Source organism: Pyramidobacter sp. YE332, from assembly GCF_033060595.1.
Classification (GTDB): Bacteria; Synergistota; Synergistia; order Synergistales; family Dethiosulfovibrionaceae; genus Pyramidobacter.
This window is the reverse complement of sequence record NZ_CP133038.1, coordinates 1,776,742-1,795,536: the sequence shown is the minus strand read 5'-3', so window position 1 is coordinate 1,795,536 and position 18,795 is coordinate 1,776,742. Positions and strand designations below refer to the sequence as shown.

Here is an 18,795-nt window from a genome sequence, read left to right as displayed (position 1 = left end):
TTATGATCACTGGCATGCTTAAGTAAATGGATGCAATGTTCCGAGTATTGCAAGGCGTTTTCAAGCTCTTTTGAGAGCTTAATCCATGCTCAAAATAATGTGAGGAGGGTATTTTATGAAAAAGTTTGCAGCAGTGTTGTTGGCACTCCTGGCTGTTGGCATTACCGTTCCTGCTATGGCAGCCTACAAAAGCGAGTACAAACTTGATATCGTTCCCAGCATTACCACCGCCTGGGGGCAGGGAGCGCAATACTTTGCGGATCTGGTTCGTACCAGGACGGACGGGCGCGTCAACATTAAGGTCTATCCCAACGCTCAGTTGACTACCGGCAAGCAGACCAACGCCTTTATGATGATCCGCAACGGGGCTATCGACTTTGCCTGTCAGTCCTCGATCAACTGGTCTCCTCAGGTGGTGGAGCTGAATCTTTTCGCTATGCCCTTCTTCGTGGCGGAGCAGCCCGATCGCTATGCCGCGATGGACGCCATCACAGGCGGCAAAAGCGGCGCCATGATCAAGACTGCCGTGGAACTCAAGGGCGTTAAAGTTCTCGCTTACGGCGAAAACGGATTCCGCGAGTTAACCAACTCGAAAAGGGAGATCCACACCCCGGAGGATTTCAAAGGGTTGAAACTCCGCGTCGTTGGCTCCAAACTGTTCCTCGACACCTACAAAGCTATGGGAGCCAATCCCATCGCCATGAACTGGTCCGACACGATGACCGCCCTGCAGCAGGGCGTCGTCGACGGCCAGGAGAACCCAATCAACACCTTCTACCCCGTAAAAGTCTACGAGTACAACAAGTACATGCTAGACTGGCACTGTGTAATTGATCCCACATTGTTCTCGGTGAACCCTGGCGTCTGGAAGTCCTTCACTAAGGAAGATCAGGCAATCATCGAGGAGGCGGCCAAGGAAGCCGCGAAATTCCAGATTGCCCTTGCCCGGATTGGCCTTGACGACGGCTGGGCCTATGATTACCTTGCCAAGATGAACAAGTTGCCCGAAGTTACCGACTGGTATAAAGAACTCGCCAAGGTCGGAATGGTCGTCACCAAGCTGACTCCGGAGCAGACCGCCGCCTTCGCCGCTCTGGCAAAGCCGGTTCGCGACGAGTGGTACAGCAAGTTCCCTCAGATCATGGATCAGGCAGTCGCAGATATGGCCGCCGTCGCCAAGAAGTAGTTCTCTCGGTATTTCATACAGAAAGGGGAGCGCGCAAAAGCGCTCCCCACTTAACTGAGCGTTTTCTCGACAGCGCAACTTTTCTGTTCCGGTACACTTTCAACGTGAAAGGAGCAGCGTTATGTTGAAAAAATTCTTCGCCTACTTTGAAGAGATCGTGGGCGCGGTTGTCCTTTTTATAATGGTTTCGATCACCTTCGTAAACGTGATGACTCGCTATGTTATTGTTTATCCGCTTTCGTTTACCGAGGAAGTGACGGTTAACCTCTTCGTGTGGCTCGTGATGGCGGGAACATCCTTGGCCTTCCGCCAGAATGCGAATCTAGCCATGACCTTTGTATATAATCATCTACCGAAGAAAGTTCGCAAGATTTGTTTCTGCTTTTCCTGCTTTCTGACGGTGGTCTTCTTCGGTCTGCTGACGTGGCTCGGAACCTCTCAGGTGATAGATGAGATTGAACTCGGATCTGTCACAGAGTCGCTCGCTATCCCATCGGCCGTGTATTCTGCTGCGGTCCCCTTCTTTTCTGTCATTATTTTGATTAGATTTTCGCAGGCTGCGCGTGATTTCGTCGCGCAGGGCAGATATTGAGAAAGGGGCGATTCTTATGAGCGAATTCTTTTCGGATTCGGCGCTCTGGACTGTCATCCTTTTCTTCATCCCCCTGCTTCTCGGCGTGCCTATCGCCATTTCCTTGGGCATGACGGCCATCGTCGTCGCCATTGGTTGGGATATGGGTTACCAGATGCTTTCCTACAGCTACTTTTCAGGCATTGCCAAGTTCCCTCTGCTCGCAATCCCTTTCTTCGTCATGGCTGGCGTCATTATGGAGAAGGTGGGGATCGCGGAACGCCTGATCGCCCTGATTAAGCAGCTTGTGGGCGACATGCCCGGCGGACTTGCAGTGGCGACCGTTCTCGTCGCCGCTTTTTGGGGGGCCGTTTCGGGATCGGGGCCTGCTACGGTAGCCGCCCTGGGACTTATCCTTATCCCCGGCATGGTCAACGCCGGATACGACAAACCTTTTGCGACGGCCGTAGTGTCGGTCGCAGCGGGGCTCGCCATCATCATCCCTCCGAGTATTTGCTTCATCGTCTACGGGGATATCATGGAGCAGTCCATCGGCACGCTGTTTGCTGCCGGCGTGTTCCCCGGGTTGGTGGTTGCCGGATGTCTGTGCGTTCTCGTTTATCTCGTATCGGTAAAACGCGGCTACCGCGGCGCTCCCCGGGGGGCTTCCAGGGAGGTGTGGAAGGCCTTCGTGGATGCCTTGTGGGGACTTATTACTCCCGTGATTATCCTCGGCGGAGTGTACGGTGGAATTTTCACTCCGACCGAAGCCGCAGCTGTGGCCGTGTTCTACGGCCTGTTTGTCGGCATGGTGGTCTACCGCACCATGTCATGGAAGATGTTCTACGATATTCTCGTCGACACGGTAGTCTCGACCGCCGTAGTCATGCTCGTGGTCACCTGCGCCGGGCTTTACGGCTGGATTGGAGCCACTATCGGCCTGATCGATAAAATTGCGGCGGTCCTGCTGTCTGTTTCTGACAGCCCCGTCATTATCCTGCTCATGATCAACGTGATCTTGCTTTTTGCGGGCATGCTTCTCGATGCTATTTCGATCTGCTACATCTTTCTGCCCATTCTGATGCCCATTATCGCTCATTTTCAGTGGGATCCCATCTGGTTCGGCGTCATGATGACCGTCAACTTGGCAATCGGGCAGGTCACGCCTCCTGTAGCAGTCAATCTCTATGTTGGGGCTCGCATCAGCAACCTGTCGATTGAAGATATAGTCCCAGACGTCCTCCCTCAGCTTTTTGCTGCTTTGATTGCGCTGTTGCTGATCACGTTGTTTCCCTCGATTACGACGGCCCTTCCTCATTGGATGGGTATGCTGTAGGTTTCTTCGGCCTTCTCCTATCCGTTCGGATGGGAGAGTTGCAGCGATGCTTTGGCTGCGTGGATGGAGAAGGCAAGAGCAAACTTTTCTGGACACTTGGTCGGTGAGCCGGAGTGTTTGAACAGGAGGCATCTTGGCATCGGATTCTTTATTATAGGGAAAGAGGGAATTGATTCATGGCAACTTTTATTACAATGCCCAAACTCGGTCTGACGATGACTGAAGGAACGATTTCGAAATGGTTGAAGAAAGAAGGAGATTCAGTTGCGACGGGAGACTCCCTGTTCGTCGTTTCTACCGACAAGCTGACCTACGAGTATCGGGCGGAGGTAAACGGGACGCTGCTGAAGATCGTCGTGCCCGAAGAGGGAACAGTTGCCGTCGGCGGCGAAGTGGGCATTGTAGGAGGAGTCGGCGAATCGGCCGAGGCCGCTCCCGCGGCGAAGGTCGTTTCCGCCAAAGTCCCGGAAGCCAGCGTAACGTTACCCGCCGCGACGGTATCGCCGCTGCAGGAGAGCGCTGTTAACGTTTCGCCCAAGGCTCGCGCCTTTGCGAAAGCCCGTGGTATCGATGTTTCACTAATCGTGGGACACGGCGAACCTCCCATGGTTCACCTCTCGGACGCCAAGGCCTATGCGGATGCCCGTACCGTCAATGCGACGCCTAAAGCGCGGAGTCTGGCGAAAGAGAGAAAGGTGGATCTTTCCGCTGTTGCCGGTCACGGAGAGCCGCCTATGATCCACATGGCCGACGTGGAAGCATGGCTTGCCGCGAATAAGGTCAAGTCATCGCCGCTCGCTGCGAAGATGGCTGCGGAGCTTGGCGTGGACATGGCTGATTTGGGGCTCGGCCGTCGTCGCGTTATGAGCGGCGATGTCATGAAAGCCGCTGGGGTCGTTCCCGCAGCTTCTGCCACCAAAGTCTCAGAGGCTGTGAAACTCTGTGAGAACGACGCGGACGCAAGACCCATGACGAAAATGCGCCAGATTATCTCGGAGCGTATGACCGAAAGCGCCGCTGCGATTCCCTCGGTCAATTACCAGACTGAGGTGGACTGCACTGCTCTCAAGGCAATGCGCAATGCGTTGAAGAACGACGGCGCCAAAATCTCCTTCAACGACATTATCATGAAGGCCTGCGCTCAGATCCTCGTGGAGATGCCCATGTGCAACTGCTCGACCGACATGGAGCACAAGCGTTATATCATGCACAGCTTCGTCAATATCGGTCTTGCTGTGGCGGTGGACGGTGGCTTGATAGTTCCCAACGTCAAGAACGTGCAGGTCAAGGGACTGGCAGAAATTTCAGGCGAGAGTGCAGCGCTTGTGGAAAAGGCCCGCAGCGGCAGTTTGATGCCCGACGACATGTCCGGCGGCACCTTTACGATTTCCAGCCTGGGCATGTTCGGCATCAAGCACTTTACACCCATCATCAACCCGCCTGAATCCTGCATTCTTGGCGTAACCATGATTGAAGACCGCGCCGTGGTACGGAATGGACAGATCGTGATCCGCCCGATGAGCACCTTCTGCCTGACTGCCGATCACCGTTCTGTGGACGGCGCCGATGCGGCAAAGTTTCTGCAGAGGTTGAAAGAGCTTCTGGAAAACCCTTACCTGATGCTGCTCTGAAAAAGCTCTGCGAGAATTTTTGGCCCCTCCTCTTGTATTTCAGATATTGCGAAAGAAGGATAAAGATAAATGGCTCAATCCATCACCATGCCTAAGCTGGGCCTGACGATGACCGAAGGCACCATTTCAAAATGGAACAAGGCTGAAGGCGACGCTGTTGCCGTCGGCGAAGTTCTTTTCGTCGTGTCCACCGATAAGCTGACCTATGAGTATCAGTCGGAGGTCTCCGGGGTGCTTCTTAAAATTGAGGTGCCCGAGAACTGCAGCATTGCAGTGGGCGGCGAAGTCGCACTTGTCGGCGAGGCCAGCGAGATCGTCTCTTCGAAGTCCGTGCCGCCGCGGGGTTCTGACGGGAAAGAGGCGCCCGTGGCTCCGGTTGCGGTGTCCTCTGCAGCGTCTTCTGTTGGCAAGAAAAAAGTCGTCGTCATCGGCGGGGGCCCCGGTGGCTATGTCTGCGCCATCCGCTTGGCACAGCTGGGGGCCGACGTCACGCTCGTGGAGAGGGAGAGCGTGGGCGGTACCTGTCTCAACGTGGGGTGCATTCCAACCAAGGCTCTCGTCAAGTCGGCCGAGCTGTACGGCGAGATGAGACACGGGGCGGATTTCGGCGTCCTCTGCAGCGACCTTCGCGTGGACTGGGACGCTGTTCAGGGTCGAAAAAACGCGGTCGTCGAGCAGCTTGTGGGCGGGGTGTCAGGGCTTCTGACCGCCAATAAAGTTGCCGTCGTATCCGGCGAGGCTCATTTTCTCTCTCCCTCTGCCGTCGAGGTGTCGGGCAGGACCATCAAGGCCGATGCCTTTGTGATTGCCGCCGGCTCGGCTCCCGTGATTCCTCCAATCCCGGGAATCACGTCGGATGGCATCGTGACGAGTACCGAAGCTCTTTCCTTCGCGAAACTGCCCGAAAAGCTCCTTATCGTGGGCGGAGGCGTGATCGGCATGGAGTTCGCCTGCTTGTATGCGACTCTGGGCGTGGATGTGACCGTCGTCGAGATGATGCCGGCGATCCTTCCGCCCGCCGACGAGGAAATGGGAGCCATCGTCCGCAAGCGTATGGAAGCCCTTGGGGTGAAAATCCATACGAGCTGCAAGGTGACCGGTTTTGACTCCGTTTCGGGCGGCGTGGTGACTCATGTGCTCGATCCTCAGGGCAGAGAGCTGAGGTTCAGCTCCGACAAGGTTCTCCTTTCCATCGGCAGACGCGCCGATACGGCGGCTTTGAACCTTGACGCCGCGGGAGTGAAGGCCGAGCGCGGCCGCATCGTCGTCAATAAAAGGATGGAAACTTCCGTCAGGAACATTTACGCCATCGGCGACTGCTGCTCGCCCATCATGCTGGCGCATGTGGCTTCCGCGGAGGGGGAGGTCGCGGCGGAAAATATCATGGGGGGCTCCTGTGATATGAACTATAAGACCGTCCCATCCTGCGTCTATACTCTTCCTGAAATGGCCTGGGTGGGCATGACCGAGAAGGCTGCTGTTGAAACGGGACGCAAGATCAAAGTCGGGAGGTTCCCCCTGATAGGGAACGGCAAAAGTCTGATCATGAACGAAACCGATGGCATGGTCAAGATCATCGCCGATGAGAAATATGGCGAAATCCTCGGCGTTCACATCGTCGGCCCCCATGCTACGGATCTGATCGTCGAAGGTGCCCTGGCGCTCAGACTTGAGGCGACTGCGGACGAGATCATTTCTACCGTTCACGCCCATCCCACGGTGGGCGAAGCGCTCGCCGAAGCGGCGCTGGATCTGCAAGGCAGAGCCATACACTTGCCGCCACAGGCATAGACAATTTGAGGATGCATTCAGCAAGAGAGGGTGATTCGTGCGACGACCATCCTCTCTTGTCTTGATTGATGCAGCGCTTCCCATAAGATGGATTCACGCTGTTTCTTATACTATTTTTTGATAGAAAGTATTAACATAGTTCTCTGGGCGCTACGGGGGAGTTCAGTCGCTTGAACATACTCGACTGCTGCGCAGTCTGCGCAGCTCGCTTTGTGAATCTCCCCCGCAGCGCCCTCACGTTCGGCTTTTTGATCAGGAAATAGTTAATAGAAAACGACAAACGAATTGTTTCGCCCCCCGAGGGAGTCCACTCGCTTGGACATGCTCGACCGCTGTGCGGTCTGCGTAACTCGCTTAGTGGCTTGACCTTGACTTTTCCTCGGAGAATTTCTGTTGTGAATGAGTGTGAATGGCTTAGAGGCTGAACTTGGCAGCTTACGGAGTCTCTGCGTTTTTACGAGGGATCACGGACTGCGGACGACGCTTAAAGACAGGAGCGGGTAGGACGATGAATTTCACCTATATATTGAACGACAATCACGATCCCCGGTACAATCTGGCCTTGGAGGAAAGCCTTTTTCTGAAGGCGCAGAGCGACAAGGAAGGTTTTCTGATGCTCTGGAGCAACGATCCCACGGTGGTGGTGGGGCGTTTTCAAAATACGGCCGAAGAGGTGAACCGGAAATTCACCCAGGAACGGAATGTCTTCGTGGTACGTCGTATTACGGGCGGCGGAGCCGTTTACCACGATCGGGGAAACCTCAATTACACGGTCATTCTTCCCACCGAAGACGCGGCCATACTGGACGTCCACTCTTTTTCGATACCTCTGCTTGATTATCTTGCGTCGCTGGGAGTCAGGGCAGAGCGTACGGGCCGAAATGACGTGACCCTCGAGGGACGCAAATTCTCCGGCGTGGCGCAGCATTCAGGCGGCGGCGTGATGCTCCATCACGGCACGATCCTCTTTGATTCTAGGCTGGAGGACGTCGCGGACTCCTTGAGGGTGGATCCTGAAAAATTTCGGTCCAAGGGCTTGAAATCCGTACGCAGCCGCGTGACGAACCTTTTGCCCTGTCTGAAAAATCCCGTTGCCATGGAAGAATTTCAATCAGGCTTTGCCGACGAGCTGATCTCCTTTTATCGGGCTGAAACGGTCAGAACGCCTTCGAACGACGAAGCAGAGAAAGCGGAAGAACTTTTCGCTCAAAAATACTCCCGTTGGGACTGGAACTGGGGGGCTTCTCCGGAGTTCGATTTTATGGACAAACGGCGTTTTCCCGGCGGAACCGTGCAGTTCTGTCTGTCGGTGATGGACGGCGTCGTGGAGAACTGCCGTTTTTACGGCGACTTTTTCAGCTATCTTGGCACGGAAAAGATTGAGCTGCTTTTACGAGGGCGTCCCTATCCTTTTGAGGGGCTTGAGAAGATTCTGCCCGACGAGCTCCTCAAAGGCAGCTTTATCGGCGTGGCTCCCTCTCAGCTTCGGGCTTTTCTCTCTGAATGACCTGGCGAGACGGCAGCGGCGAAAGTCAGACCAGTTTTTTCAGCTCCTCGGCCATCAGATGGGCCATCATTTTATGTCCTTGGGCGGTCAGATGGAGGCCATCGAGGTAGAATGAAGTTCTCCGAGGATCTGGCATTTGCGCGAACAACCCCCAGAAATCCACGAACGGGACCCGAAAAACTTCGGCATAACGACGCAGCCATACGACATACTGGCGCAGGATCTCTGCTGCCGAGCGGAAATCCGTCAGAAGAGACCAGTCGTCCCGTACCAAGCTGGGCTCGAAAGGAACAGGAAAGCCGATTACGGGGGTAATCGCGCGGGATAATGCCTGCTGGACCAACGACCCCATATTGCACCGTGCCGTACTGTCGCTTCCCGTCAGAAAAATGTCGTTGCAGCCTCCCATAAGGATCGCGACGTCCGGCTTGATCCGGGGAACGTCGACGCAAAACCTCGCAAGCATGCCCGACGTAGTGTCGCCGTTGACCCCTCCGTTGATCATCTCATGACCGGTCGCCGCGCCGACAAGGGCAGGCCAGGCTTCGCGGCGGGAGACCCCGAAGCCGTAGGTCATGCTGTCTCCAAGACAATATACGCGCATCTTCGATCCGCTCCTTTGTGATAAGTTGATACCGTTGTTTGTCACGGCGAGCCTGCCATTCAATCCACATGGAGGAAGCGCATTCTTTAAATGTCTCCCCGCTTCGCTTCCCGTTGTTTTCAACTCCTTTTTCTGAAGCTGGTTTTATTGTACTCTTAGTGGCATAGAAAAGAAAACAAGGGAACGATATGAGCCTGTCTCGAAACTCGTAAAAAACGAGAGAAGAGACAGGCTCTTTTGTTCGATTCGCAGTGCTCTTTTGCCTTTTTGTCGCCAGGCTTTTGCCTGTCATGTGTCGATTTTTTCGTGAAAGAAATTGTCATGTTGAAGAAAACTGTAAAACTATTTCAGTGCCTATAAAACGTGGTATGATTTAGCATGGAGTGTTTTTCCGAAGAGATCGTTTCTCCTTGTCTGTGATTGATGCCGGTTCTTAATGGGACGGACTCACGGCGAACCGACGACATCCCGAGAGAATCCGGCCGCCCAAGCGTATTCGATTGCTGCGCGCTCTGGAGAGCTTGCTGTGCGGCTGCGATTCAACCTTTTGGCTGAGAATCAGAATGGATCCCCTGTATAAAAATTTTTGACGTGGCTTTCTCAAATGGAGGAATTACGATGATAGTGACTGTAACGCTGAACCCTTCGGTGGATGAAGAATATCTGCTTGACGAGATTGTTTTAGGCAGCTGGTCGCGGGCGAATTCTACCCTCAGGATGCCGGGGGGCGAGGCATCAACGTTGCTCTGATGCTGACGCAATTGGGTTACAGTGCCGTGGCAATGGGGTTCCTGGCCGGTTTCAACGGCGAATACATTCGCGACGCGCTGCGCCGGGCAAATGTAACGACGAACTTTGTGCATATCCAGGGAGAGACGCGTACGAATGTTTATCTTTCCCTGAAAAATCCCGATGAGGGGACGAGCATTTACGAAAAAGGCCCTCTGGTCGACGACGAGGCGCGCAAAAGGTTTCTCATGAATTACAAGCGCATGATCAACAGAGCGTCAGCGGTCGTTATCGGCGGCTCCCTCCCGGCGGGAATGCCGAAAGAAACCTACAAGGAACTTTCGCTGATGGCCAAGGAAGCGGGCTTGCCGGTGTACATTGACGCCTATGGTTCTCCGTTTCTGATGGCTCTGGAGACGCAGCCCCGCATGGCGAAAGTTCCCGATACGCAGATCGAGCATCTGGCCGGCCGGCCGGTGGACTCTCTTGAGGCTTACGTCGAGGCCGCGCACAAAGTGCATGAGATGGGGATCCCCTGGGGCGTGGTCTCGTATCAGGTTTACGGCGATGTCTTTGCCACTTCTCATGGAACGTATCTCGCGAAGATGACGCGGGACAAGACCCAGGCCTTTCTGTTTACAGCGCGGGATGCTCTCGTCACCGGGATGGTGATCGCGGATGCCGAAGGGATGGATACGGAAGATTCGATTCGCTTCTCCATGGCTTGCGCGATTGAGAGCTCTACCCACGTGGACAGAAACGTGAAAGGGCGCGTGTCGATAGAGTCGTATCTTGATAAAGTGATGCTGGAAAAGCTGGATTAAGGCTCGGCATCGATTAAAGACATCGGCGGCGCAGGGTTTCGAAGCGAAGCAAATCCTCCCGTGGGGAGCTCCTGCGGAGACCGGCATGGAGAACTCTGTCTGAAAGAAAAGAGGGATGATCCGTGTTCAGCCACAGAAAAAGCCAACGTTTCTGCATATTCGTTTTTTTGCTGTGCGGCCTGCTTGTCTGCGGCTGCACGGAGCCGGCCTCTGCGCGCAAGAAAAAGGAGTCGGGGATCGAAGCTTCCGTGAAGCGGGAAGTTGCCATTGGCGCGCGGGTTGCCGAAGAGATTGCCAAAAACATGGAATTTGTCGAAGATCCTCTTGTGACGGCTCGCGTGAGAGGCATTTTTAATCGTTTGACGCCCTGGGTGAAACGCCCGCTTCCATACAACGTCCATGTCGTGAAAGAAAAATCGCCGAATGCGTTCTGTATCCCCGGCGGCAATATCTATGTCACGACGGGGCTGATAGATTTCGTCAGGTCCGATGCAGAGCTCGCTTTCGTCATGGCTCATGAGTTGAGTCATGCCGACGGGAAACATGGGATCATCCAAATGGAGCGAAACCAGAAGCTCTCGCTTGCGGCTCTGGCGATCGCCGTCGCTTCGCGGGGGGCGGGCGCCGCGATGGTCCTTTCCAATGTGGCGGCCGTTGCCGTTTCGAACGCTTACAGCCGGGATCTTGAACAGGAAGCTGACCTCGGCGCGGTGACCATCTCCGAAAATGCGGGATATGACCTGTCCGCCGGCGTCACGGTCATGGAAAGTCTTGCCGCGGAAGAGTTGAAGCAGCCCTGGGTCGATCCCGGCGTTTATCGCGACCACCCCAAGATCTCAGAACGTACCCGTTACATCGCCGGCGCTGTCGAAAGCAGAGGGCATAGAATTCAGCGCAAAAACGTCCTCAAACTGCTGATCCCTCGGCTCAGCGAGGAGGAGAACAGGCTTGTGCTGAGAGTCGACGATACGGTGATCGTGCAGGCCCCGGCCTCTTCCGAATCCAGGCAGCTCTTTGAGGAGGCGCGGATGGTTCTGCGGCGGGCTCTGCAAATGGAGACCCCCGTCTATGATATTCGCGTCGACGAGGCTGGCGGCCGTCCGTCGGCGGTCTATATCGGGGTGAGCTGCGTTTTACGGGAACCCTTGCCCGAAGGAGCAGATTCTTTGGGGCACGTTCGTTTACAGCTCGTAAAGGCCTTGACGGAAGCGAGAAAGAAGCATCCGATGGCGAATTACAATCTGTAAGGCGAATGGGGAGCGATCGTACAGATGTCTTGTAAAGTACTCATATAACGTGGCCCATTCTGGAGGTAGGAAAGTGTATATATCCCTCTATCGGCGGTACAGACCGCAAAAGTTCTCCGACGTCGTCGGCCAGTCCGCGGCAATCGGCGTGATCACACGCGCTATCGAAAGCGGCGCGATAGGTCATGCCTATCTTTTTTCCGGCCCGAGAGGCTGTGGAAAAACCACCGTGGCGCGTCTCTTTGCAAAGGCGGCAAACTGCCCGCACAGAACGGGGGCCGAGCCTTGCAATGAATGCGAAACGTGCCGGGCCATCCGCGAGGGGAGCTGTCTTGACGTCATTGAGATAGACGGCGCTTCCAACAACAGCGTCGACGAGATTCGCAATCTCAAAGAACACGTCGCTCTGGCGTCGTTTACTTGCCCGTATAAAGTTTACATCATCGACGAAGTCCACATGCTGTCGATCAGCGCTTTCAACGCGCTTCTGAAGACGCTCGAAGAACCCCCTGAACGCGTGATATTCGTTCTGGCAACGACGGCCCCTCACAAAGTGCCCGTGACGATCCGTTCCCGCTGTCAGCATATTCCGTTCCACGGCATGACGTTGGAACAGATCGTCAATCGTTTGCAGCAGGTTGCGGAAGCGGAGAATCTCGATGCCCGGGATGAAGCGCTGTGGGAGATCGCCCGTAATTCGGAAGGCGGCATGCGCGATGCGCTGTCCCTGATGGAGCAGGCGATCGCTTTAGGCTCCGGCAGCGTGACGCGGGAGACGGTGGATAAACTTTTGGGGGGCGGCAGTTCGTCCTCGATCCGTCAATGGCTGTCCGGCAGTCATGCAGCGCCGGAGAATTCGCTCCCCGTTTTGGAAGGACTCTTCCGTTCGGGCGCGGAGCCTGAACGCTTCCTGTCGGTGCTGTTTGTGTGCGTACGGAATTTGTGGCTGCAAAAGCGCTGGGGCGAGAAGATCCTGCGCGCCTTGGCGCTTTCGGAAGAAGAGCGTCAGTGGCTGGCGCAGGAGAAAGATTTTCTGCCTTTGCCGCACCTTGAAGAATTAATGGCGCGGATTGCTTCTCTCTTGCCTCAGGTCCGACGCGGACTTTCGATCGATGTTCTGTGCGGGCTGTTGGTCAGCTGGACTCTGAAGAGCGCCGCCTCTGAAGTGCCGCCGGATGGAAAGACTGTCTCGTCGGCGACGGCGGTCTCTTCTGGGGGACGCGCGGCGCGGCTTCGAAGCGACGCGCGCGATACGGTCGTTCCCGCGTTCGCTCCGGCACGGAACGGTCCGTCGGAGAGCGCGGCCTCGGCGGCGCAGAAGATCCAGACCGCCCCTGAAACAGGGATACCGTCTTGCGAAAAAGCCGCCGACGCGGAGAGCGGCGGTTCCCCTTCTGCGGCGGAGGCCCCTCCTGCGGAGAGCATCGGCAGTCCGGTCCCTCTTCACAATAACGTGAAAGACGCTCTTCTTTCCGCCGTGGAAAAACACCCCAACGTCGCGGTGCCGTTATGTCTTGCGGATATCGTGTATGACCGGGAGAGACGGGAATTGGGCGTCCTCCTGAACGAAGACGACGTTCAGGCATACGAGACGCTGAACAGCGAGCGCATGGCCAAAGCGGCTCAGTCGGTCCTGCGGCTGGACGATCTGGCGATTCAGTCCATAAAACTCCAATGTGGAAGCCGCGTCGAGCGTTTCGATCATCTCGATGCGGGTTCTGTCCCCGAGAATGCGCCTCTGCAGCTGGCGCTCGCGGAGGATCAGCCCGGGAAGGACTCGCCGTATGCGGATTTTCTGCGCCATGACGCGGAAACGGCCGCTTCGGAGCGTCTTGAGAAAAAGAATCTCGTCCCGACAAAGCAGCCCCTTCTCCTTCGAGGAACAGTACGCTTGCGGAGTATCTGCGGGGAACTTTCATGGATGGAGATCTGCTGTACTGTCGTCCCAACGAAAAGACCGACGACGCCCCCGACGGGAATGATTCCTGAGAAGCGGAAAGCCGGGCGTTCGAACGTGTTTGTATGACATGAAAGGAGATCTTTATGCCCGCAGAGAAGAATTTTGTTCATCTGCACGTACATACCGAATATAGCCTTCTCGATGGCGCCATACGCTGCGCCGACCTGGCCAAGCGCTGCGCCGAGTGGGGAATGCCGGCGGTGGCCATGACCGATCACGGCGTGATGTATGGAGCCGTCGAATTTTATCAACAGTGCAAAAGCGCGGGCGTCAAGCCGATCATCGGCTGTGAAATGTATGTCAGCCCCGATGGCATCGACAATAAAGAAAAAAAGTACAACCACCTCCTGCTGCTTGCCGAGAACGATGAAGGCTATCACAACCTGATCAAACTTGTGTCGATCGCCAATACGAGAGGTTTTTACTACAAGCCGCGCGTTGACCATCAGCTGCTGGCCCAATACAGCAGGGGGTTGATCTGTTCTTCCGCCTGTCTGGCCGGCGAAATTCCCCGTTTTTTGCTTGAAGGGAACGAAAAAGGGGCGCTGGAACGCGCCCAGATGTACCGTGATATTTTCGGGCCGGAGAATTTCTTTCTGGAGATCATGCCCAATCAACTCCCTGAGCAGGTGGCGGTCAACAAACTGATCATCGAGATGGCGCGAAAGAGCAATTTCCCGTTGATTGCGACGAACGACGCCCATTATTTGGACAGCGGCGATTACGACTGGCACGAACTGCTGCTGTGCGTCGGCACGAAAAAGGTCATCACGGATCCTGGGCGCATGTCCTTCAAGGTGAATGACTTCTATTTCAGATCCGCGCAGGAGATGTGGGGGTATTTCGGCAGCGAAGCTCCCGACTCCCTGGAGAATACGCTGCGGATCGCGGAGCGGTGCAACTTCGATTTTGCCCTGAACACCGGGGATTATTTACTGCCCAAGTTCGAAATCCCGGCAGGGATGACGCTCGACACGTACCTTGGAAAGAAAGCGCGGGAAGGCTTGAAAGAGCGCCTTGGGGTCGAAGCGATTCCCGATGAATACGAAAATCGTCTGAGTTATGAGTTGGGAATCATCAAGCAGATGAGATTTCCCGGCTACTTTCTGATCATCGCGGACGTGATCGGCGCCTGCAAATCCCACGGCATCCCGATCGGCCCCGGACGCGGCTCTGCGGCCGGGTCTCTGGTGGCCTACGCCATGAAGATCACCGAACTGGATCCGCTCAAGTTTGGCCTGATTTTCGAACGGTTTCTCAATCCAGAACGAGTCTCCATGCCCGACATCGATACTGACGTTTCCGACAAAGGGCGCGATCGGCTGATCAAGTACGTGGTTGATAAATATGGCGTGGAAAACGTTTCGCAGATCATCACTTTCGGCCGCATGAAATCCAAGCAGGCCATCAAGGATGTCGGGCGCGCCATGGGAATGCCTTATGCGGACGTCAACAAGGTCGCCAATCTGGTGCCTGACGGCGCCAAGAGCATAAAGGAAGCCGTGGAACAGACGCCGGACCTGCAGGATCTTGAAAAGAGCGATCCGCAAATATCGAAGCTGCTGGCTTCCGCGAGCAGCATGGAAGGGCTGGCGCGTCACTGCTCTCAGCATGCGGCGGGAGTGGTCATCACCCCCAAGCCATTGACGGATCTCGTTCCGGTGCGTCAGATCGAAGAAGGGCAGGTCGCGACCCAGTTTTCCATGGATCCCGTTGCCAGTCTCGGCCTTGTCAAAATGGATTTTCTCGGCCTGCAGACGTTGTCGATCCTTGAAGAGGCGGTTGCCAACGTCAAGCGCAACGGCACGACGCTCGGCGATCTGAACCGTCTGCCGCTCGACGACCCCGAAGTCTATCGGCTGCTGCAAAACGCGGATACGTTGGGCATATTTCAGCTTGAATCGTCGGGGATGCGCCGCCTGATCAAAAAGATGCGGCCCGACCGCTTTGCCGATCTCGTCGCCATTTTGGCGCTGTATCGTCCCGGCCCTCTGGAAAGCGGCATGGTCGATCAGTACGTAAACTGCAAGCACGGCGAAGAAGTCCATTACTTGCATCCGATGCTCGAACCGGTTCTCAACGAAACATACGGGGTCGTGCTTTATCAGGAGCAGGTCATGAAATGCGCTTCGACGCTTGCGGGCTATACGCTGGGAGGCGCAGATCTGCTGCGCCGCGCCATGGGCAAGAAGAAAAAATCCGTCATGGACGAGCACCGCAGCATCTTCATCAACGGCGCGGCCAAGAACGGCATCGATGCCGAGAAGGCCGCGGAGATCTTCGATATTATCGAGAAATTCGCCGGTTACGGATTCAACAAGTCTCACAGTGCCGCTTATGCCCTCGTCACCTATCAGACGGCATGGCTGAAAGTACATTACCCCAAAGAGTTTATGGCGGCGTATCTGTCCAGCAAGATCGGCGCGAAAAAGGAAGTCATGGCCGGGTACGTGCGCGAGGTCCGCGCTTCGGGCATCGACGTTCTGGCGCCGGATATCAATCAGTCTTATGCGGATTTTACGGCGACGAAGAATGAAATTCGCTTCGGGCTTGGCGGCGTGACAAAAGTCGGGGAAGCGGCCTTGAGCTCGATTTTCAAAGCCAGAGAAGAAGGCGGCCCTTTTAAGGGTTTTTGGGATTTCATCGTTCGCGTCGACAAGCACAGCGTCGGCAAAGCCGTCATCGAAAGCCTGATCAAGGCCGGCGCCTTCGACAGCCTGAACTCGAACCGGAAGCAGCTTTTGACGTCGCTGGACAACCTGTTCGAAGTCGCTTCGAGGCGGGATTCGCAGGGCGATCAAGGGTCGCTCTTCGGCGATATGACGTCCGAAGATCAGCCGGAGCTCGCCGAAGTTGGCGACCTGAACGCGACCGAAAAGCTGGAAATGGAAAAAGAAGCGTTGGGCATGTATATCTCGGGACACCCTTTCGATGGATTCCGCCCCCTAGCAGCGCAAAAGGCGAACGCCCGTATCGCCGACCTTCCTTATTGGAAAAGCGACACCACGACGCCGACCTTTGCGGGGCTTCTGTCGGGATGGCAGGAAAAAATGACGAAGCGGGGCGACGCCATGGGAATCTTCAGCATCGACGACGGCGAGGACGAGATCAAGGTGATCTGTTTCCCCAAAGCGCGCAACGGAAAGTCGTGGCTTGAAATAAAGCCGACGTTGTTCGAGGGCAAGCCTTACCTTGTCACCGGGCGGCCGGACGACCGCGGTGAAAGATCGATCATCGCGACGGACGTTCAACCGCTTGAACATGACGCGTCAGACCACGAGTATGTGGAGATCTGCCTGTCGCTGGACGCTCTGCGGGAGATCCCGCAGAAAAGGTTCCTGGCGTTGCTGAAAGAACACCGCGGCAGGCAGACGGTTATTCTCAAGGTCGATAACGACGTCGAAACCGCGGCCATCGCGCTGCCGAATGTAAGAGTGACCTCGTCCAGAGCGCTTGAGGACGATCTTGCCTCGCTCTTTGGAAGAGGGGAAGCGCGGATCAGCGCTTCATTTCTCGGCGACAGAGAGGAGACGCCAGCCTATGGAGCATAAAGTTAAAATCGTCTGCACCCTTGGTCCTGCAAGCCTCAACAGGGAAATTCTCGGCGGCATCGTGGATGCCGGCATGAACGTGGCCCGGCTGAATTTCAGCCATGGAACGCATGAGAGCCATCTGGAAGCGCTTCGTTTGGTGCGGGATGTCGCCGCGGAGAAAAAAACGTCCGTAGCGGTCATGCTCGACACCAAAGGCCCGGAGATCCGCACGACGCTGCTCGAAAACGATCAGCCGGTCGCGCTGCAGCAGGGACAGCTCTTTGAACTGCGTCCCGATGACGGCAGCCGCGGCTGCGACAAATGGGTCGGCGTGAGCCATCCGACTCTGGCGCGCGAATGTGCGGTGGGGCAGGACGTTTTTATCGACGACGGCACGATCCATCTTAAAATCGTCGAGATCCGCGGCGACGTGCTTATCTGCAGGGTGATCGTCGGAGGCCTGCTGTCGAACCGAAAGGGGATCAACGTTCCCGATGCGGAGATCAGCCTGCCGACGCTTTCCGACAAGGATAAGGCCGACATCCTCTGGGGCGTGGAAAACGACGTCGATTTTATTGCCGTTTCCTTCGTGCGGAATCGCGACGACGTCTTGGCGGTCCGCCGTGTCGTCGAAGAAGCCGGCGGCGACATCAAGCTGATCGCGAAAATCGAGAGCCGAAAAGCGGTCGAGCGCCTCGACGAGATCGCCGACGTCGTCGACGGCATGATGGTGGCACGCGGCGATTTAGGGGTGGAGATCCCGACGGAAGACGTGCCCTTGGTTCAGAAACAGATCATCGACATTTGCCGCAGCCGGGGAAAGCTGACGATCGTGGCCACGCAAATGCTGGACTCGATGATCCGCAATCCGCGTCCCACGCGGGCGGAGGCGAACGACGTCGCCAACGCCGTTCTCGACGGCGCGGACGCGGTGATGCTGTCCGGTGAATCCGCGGCCGGAAAATATCCGGTCCGCGCGGTTGAGACCATGGCGCGGATCGTCCACCGGGCGGAGGAAGGCCTCGTTCGCTGGCAGAGGCCCTTTGCCGTTCCGACGCTGGAGGACAGCGTGCCCGACGGCGTGAGCATGGCGGCCGTCGAACTGGCGCGAAAATTGAGGGCGCGCGCGATCGTGTCGCTGACGCGCAGCGGTTCGACCGCCACCATGGTCAGCAAATACCGCCCGGAATGTCCGATCCTGGCCGTGACGCCGTCGGAAAAAAGCTGCCGGGAAATGTGCCTGTATTGGGGAGTTTTCCCTGTCATGTGCCCGGAAGGGGGCACCGAGGAGCAAACGATCAAGGACGCCGTGCGGACCGTCGTGCAGCGGGGCTACGCCGAAGAGGGCGATATGCTTGTGATCACTGCCGGAATGCCGCTGGGCGTTTCCGGGACGACGAACATGCTGCGCGTTTATACGATCGGCCAGATTGTGGCCAGAGGGCTGCCGGTGCTGCCGGGCGTCGTCACCGGACGGGTTCTCGTCGTCAAAAAGGTCGAGGATCTGGTGGGAATTCAGAATGGAGATGTTCTGGTCACCGGCAGCACGACAAAAGACTACGTCAAATATCTTGATAAAGTCTCGGCCGTGGTGACGGAAGAGGGCGGTCTCACCAGCCATGCGGCGATTGTTTCTCTGGAGCTGGGGTTGCCCTGCATCGTCGGCGCCAAGGGGGCCGTTGCGTCGCTCCGGACGGGAATGGTTGTGACGGTCGACACCAAAGCGGGACTTGTCTATAAGGGCGTCGTCAATACCGGCGCACGGACCGGCGCGTGATTTTGAGCGAAGGGGCGATGTTTTTGCGACGGGTTGTGTGATATGATTTAGCGGTTCTTCCAAAAATATCACAAAAATGAGCCGGAAAAGGAGTGTTGT

At 56.2% G+C, this 18,795-nt stretch carries 12 protein-coding genes; 11 read left to right on the top strand and 1 reads right to left on the bottom strand.

Features of this window, described 5'->3' with window-relative positions:
* The first annotated feature begins 175 nt into the window (after nucleotides 1-175).
* The 6 genes from RAH42_RS08455 to RAH42_RS08430 all read left to right on the top strand — a co-directional run bounded on the left by RAH42_RS08455 (nucleotide 176) and on the right by RAH42_RS08430 (nucleotide 8,022).
* Nucleotides 176-1,186, top strand: coding sequence for a DctP family TRAP transporter solute-binding subunit (locus RAH42_RS08455; RefSeq protein WP_317539258.1), 1,011 nt, complete (start codon nucleotides 176-178; stop codon nucleotides 1,184-1,186).
* A 121-nt stretch (nucleotides 1,187-1,307) separates the two neighbouring features.
* Nucleotides 1,308-1,778 (top strand): TRAP transporter small permease, encoded by a 471-nt coding sequence (locus RAH42_RS08450; protein ID WP_078015149.1) that lies wholly within the window; start codon nucleotides 1,308-1,310, stop codon nucleotides 1,776-1,778.
* Nucleotides 1,779-1,794: 16 nt separating this feature from the next.
* Complete coding sequence (locus RAH42_RS08445; RefSeq protein WP_078015148.1) at nucleotides 1,795-3,093, top strand: TRAP transporter large permease; 1,299 nt, start codon at nucleotides 1,795-1,797, stop codon at nucleotides 3,091-3,093.
* Between the two features lie 176 nt (nucleotides 3,094-3,269).
* Nucleotides 3,270-4,724 (top strand): 2-oxo acid dehydrogenase subunit E2, encoded by a 1,455-nt coding sequence (locus RAH42_RS08440; RefSeq protein WP_078015147.1) that lies wholly within the window; start codon nucleotides 3,270-3,272, stop codon nucleotides 4,722-4,724.
* Nucleotides 4,725-4,793: 69 nt separating this feature from the next.
* On the top strand, nucleotides 4,794-6,515 hold the full coding sequence (lpdA, locus tag RAH42_RS08435) for a dihydrolipoyl dehydrogenase (RefSeq protein WP_078015146.1): 1,722 nt from the start codon (nucleotides 4,794-4,796) through the stop codon (nucleotides 6,513-6,515).
* A 508-nt stretch (nucleotides 6,516-7,023) separates the two neighbouring features.
* Nucleotides 7,024-8,022 carry a lipoate--protein ligase gene (locus RAH42_RS08430; protein ID WP_078015145.1) on the top strand — a complete coding sequence of 333 codons (999 nt, stop codon included), beginning with the start codon at nucleotides 7,024-7,026 and terminating at the stop codon, nucleotides 8,020-8,022.
* 25 nt (nucleotides 8,023-8,047) lie between these two features.
* On the opposite strand, the gene RAH42_RS08425 is transcribed toward RAH42_RS08430, so the two are convergent.
* A complete protein-coding gene (locus RAH42_RS08425; protein WP_078015144.1) occupies nucleotides 8,048-8,626 on the bottom strand; it encodes a GDSL-type esterase/lipase family protein in 579 nt (192 codons plus the stop codon).
* Between the two features lie 749 nt (nucleotides 8,627-9,375).
* On the opposite strand from RAH42_RS08425, the gene RAH42_RS08420 reads away from it, so the two are divergent.
* From RAH42_RS08420 to pyk, 5 genes are all read left to right on the top strand, one after another.
* On the top strand, nucleotides 9,376-10,179 hold the full coding sequence (locus tag RAH42_RS08420; protein WP_317539257.1) for a PfkB family carbohydrate kinase: 804 nt from the start codon (nucleotides 9,376-9,378) through the stop codon (nucleotides 10,177-10,179).
* Between the two features lie 248 nt (nucleotides 10,180-10,427).
* Entirely contained in the window at nucleotides 10,428-11,426 is a 999-nt protein-coding gene (locus RAH42_RS08415) for a M48 family metalloprotease (RefSeq protein WP_168169948.1), read from the top strand.
* A gap of 73 nt (nucleotides 11,427-11,499) precedes the next feature.
* Nucleotides 11,500-13,452: a DNA polymerase III subunit gamma/tau gene (gene dnaX, locus RAH42_RS08410; RefSeq protein WP_317539256.1), complete on the top strand. Its 1,953-nt coding sequence runs from the start codon at nucleotides 11,500-11,502 to the stop codon at nucleotides 13,450-13,452.
* Nucleotides 13,453-13,469: 17 nt separating this feature from the next.
* The gene (dnaE, locus tag RAH42_RS08405) at nucleotides 13,470-16,937 is read left to right on the top strand and encodes a DNA polymerase III subunit alpha (protein WP_078015140.1); all 3,468 of its coding nucleotides are present in this window, start codon (nucleotides 13,470-13,472) and stop codon (nucleotides 16,935-16,937) included.
* A complete protein-coding gene (gene pyk, locus RAH42_RS08400; protein ID WP_078015139.1) occupies nucleotides 16,927-18,696 on the top strand; it encodes a pyruvate kinase in 1,770 nt (589 codons plus the stop codon). Before dnaE ends, pyk begins: the two co-directional genes overlap by 11 nt.
* Nucleotides 18,697-18,795 lie beyond the last annotated feature (99 nt).

What these genes read in the sequence shown, in the direction of transcription:
- RAH42_RS08455 (WP_317539258.1), top strand. Translation starts at nt 176, where the DNA reads ATGGCAGCCTACAAAAGCGAGTACAAACTTGATATCGTTCCCAGCATT.
- RAH42_RS08450 (WP_078015149.1), top strand. Translation starts at nt 1,308, where the DNA reads ATGTTGAAAAAATTCTTCGCCTACTTTGAAGAGATCGTGGGCGCGGTT.
- RAH42_RS08445 (WP_078015148.1), top strand. Translation starts at nt 1,795, where the DNA reads ATGAGCGAATTCTTTTCGGATTCGGCGCTCTGGACTGTCATCCTTTTC.
- RAH42_RS08440 (WP_078015147.1), top strand. Translation starts at nt 3,270, where the DNA reads ATGGCAACTTTTATTACAATGCCCAAACTCGGTCTGACGATGACTGAA.
- lpdA (WP_078015146.1), top strand. Translation starts at nt 4,794, where the DNA reads ATGGCTCAATCCATCACCATGCCTAAGCTGGGCCTGACGATGACCGAA.
- RAH42_RS08430 (WP_078015145.1), top strand. Translation starts at nt 7,024, where the DNA reads ATGAATTTCACCTATATATTGAACGACAATCACGATCCCCGGTACAAT.
- RAH42_RS08425 (WP_078015144.1), bottom strand. Translation starts at nt 8,626, where the DNA reads ATGCGCGTATATTGTCTTGGAGACAGCATGACCTACGGCTTCGGGGTC.
- RAH42_RS08420 (WP_317539257.1), top strand. Translation starts at nt 9,376, where the DNA reads ATGCTGACGCAATTGGGTTACAGTGCCGTGGCAATGGGGTTCCTGGCC.
- dnaE (WP_078015140.1), top strand. Translation starts at nt 13,470, where the DNA reads ATGCCCGCAGAGAAGAATTTTGTTCATCTGCACGTACATACCGAATAT.
- pyk (WP_078015139.1), top strand. Translation starts at nt 16,927, where the DNA reads ATGGAGCATAAAGTTAAAATCGTCTGCACCCTTGGTCCTGCAAGCCTC.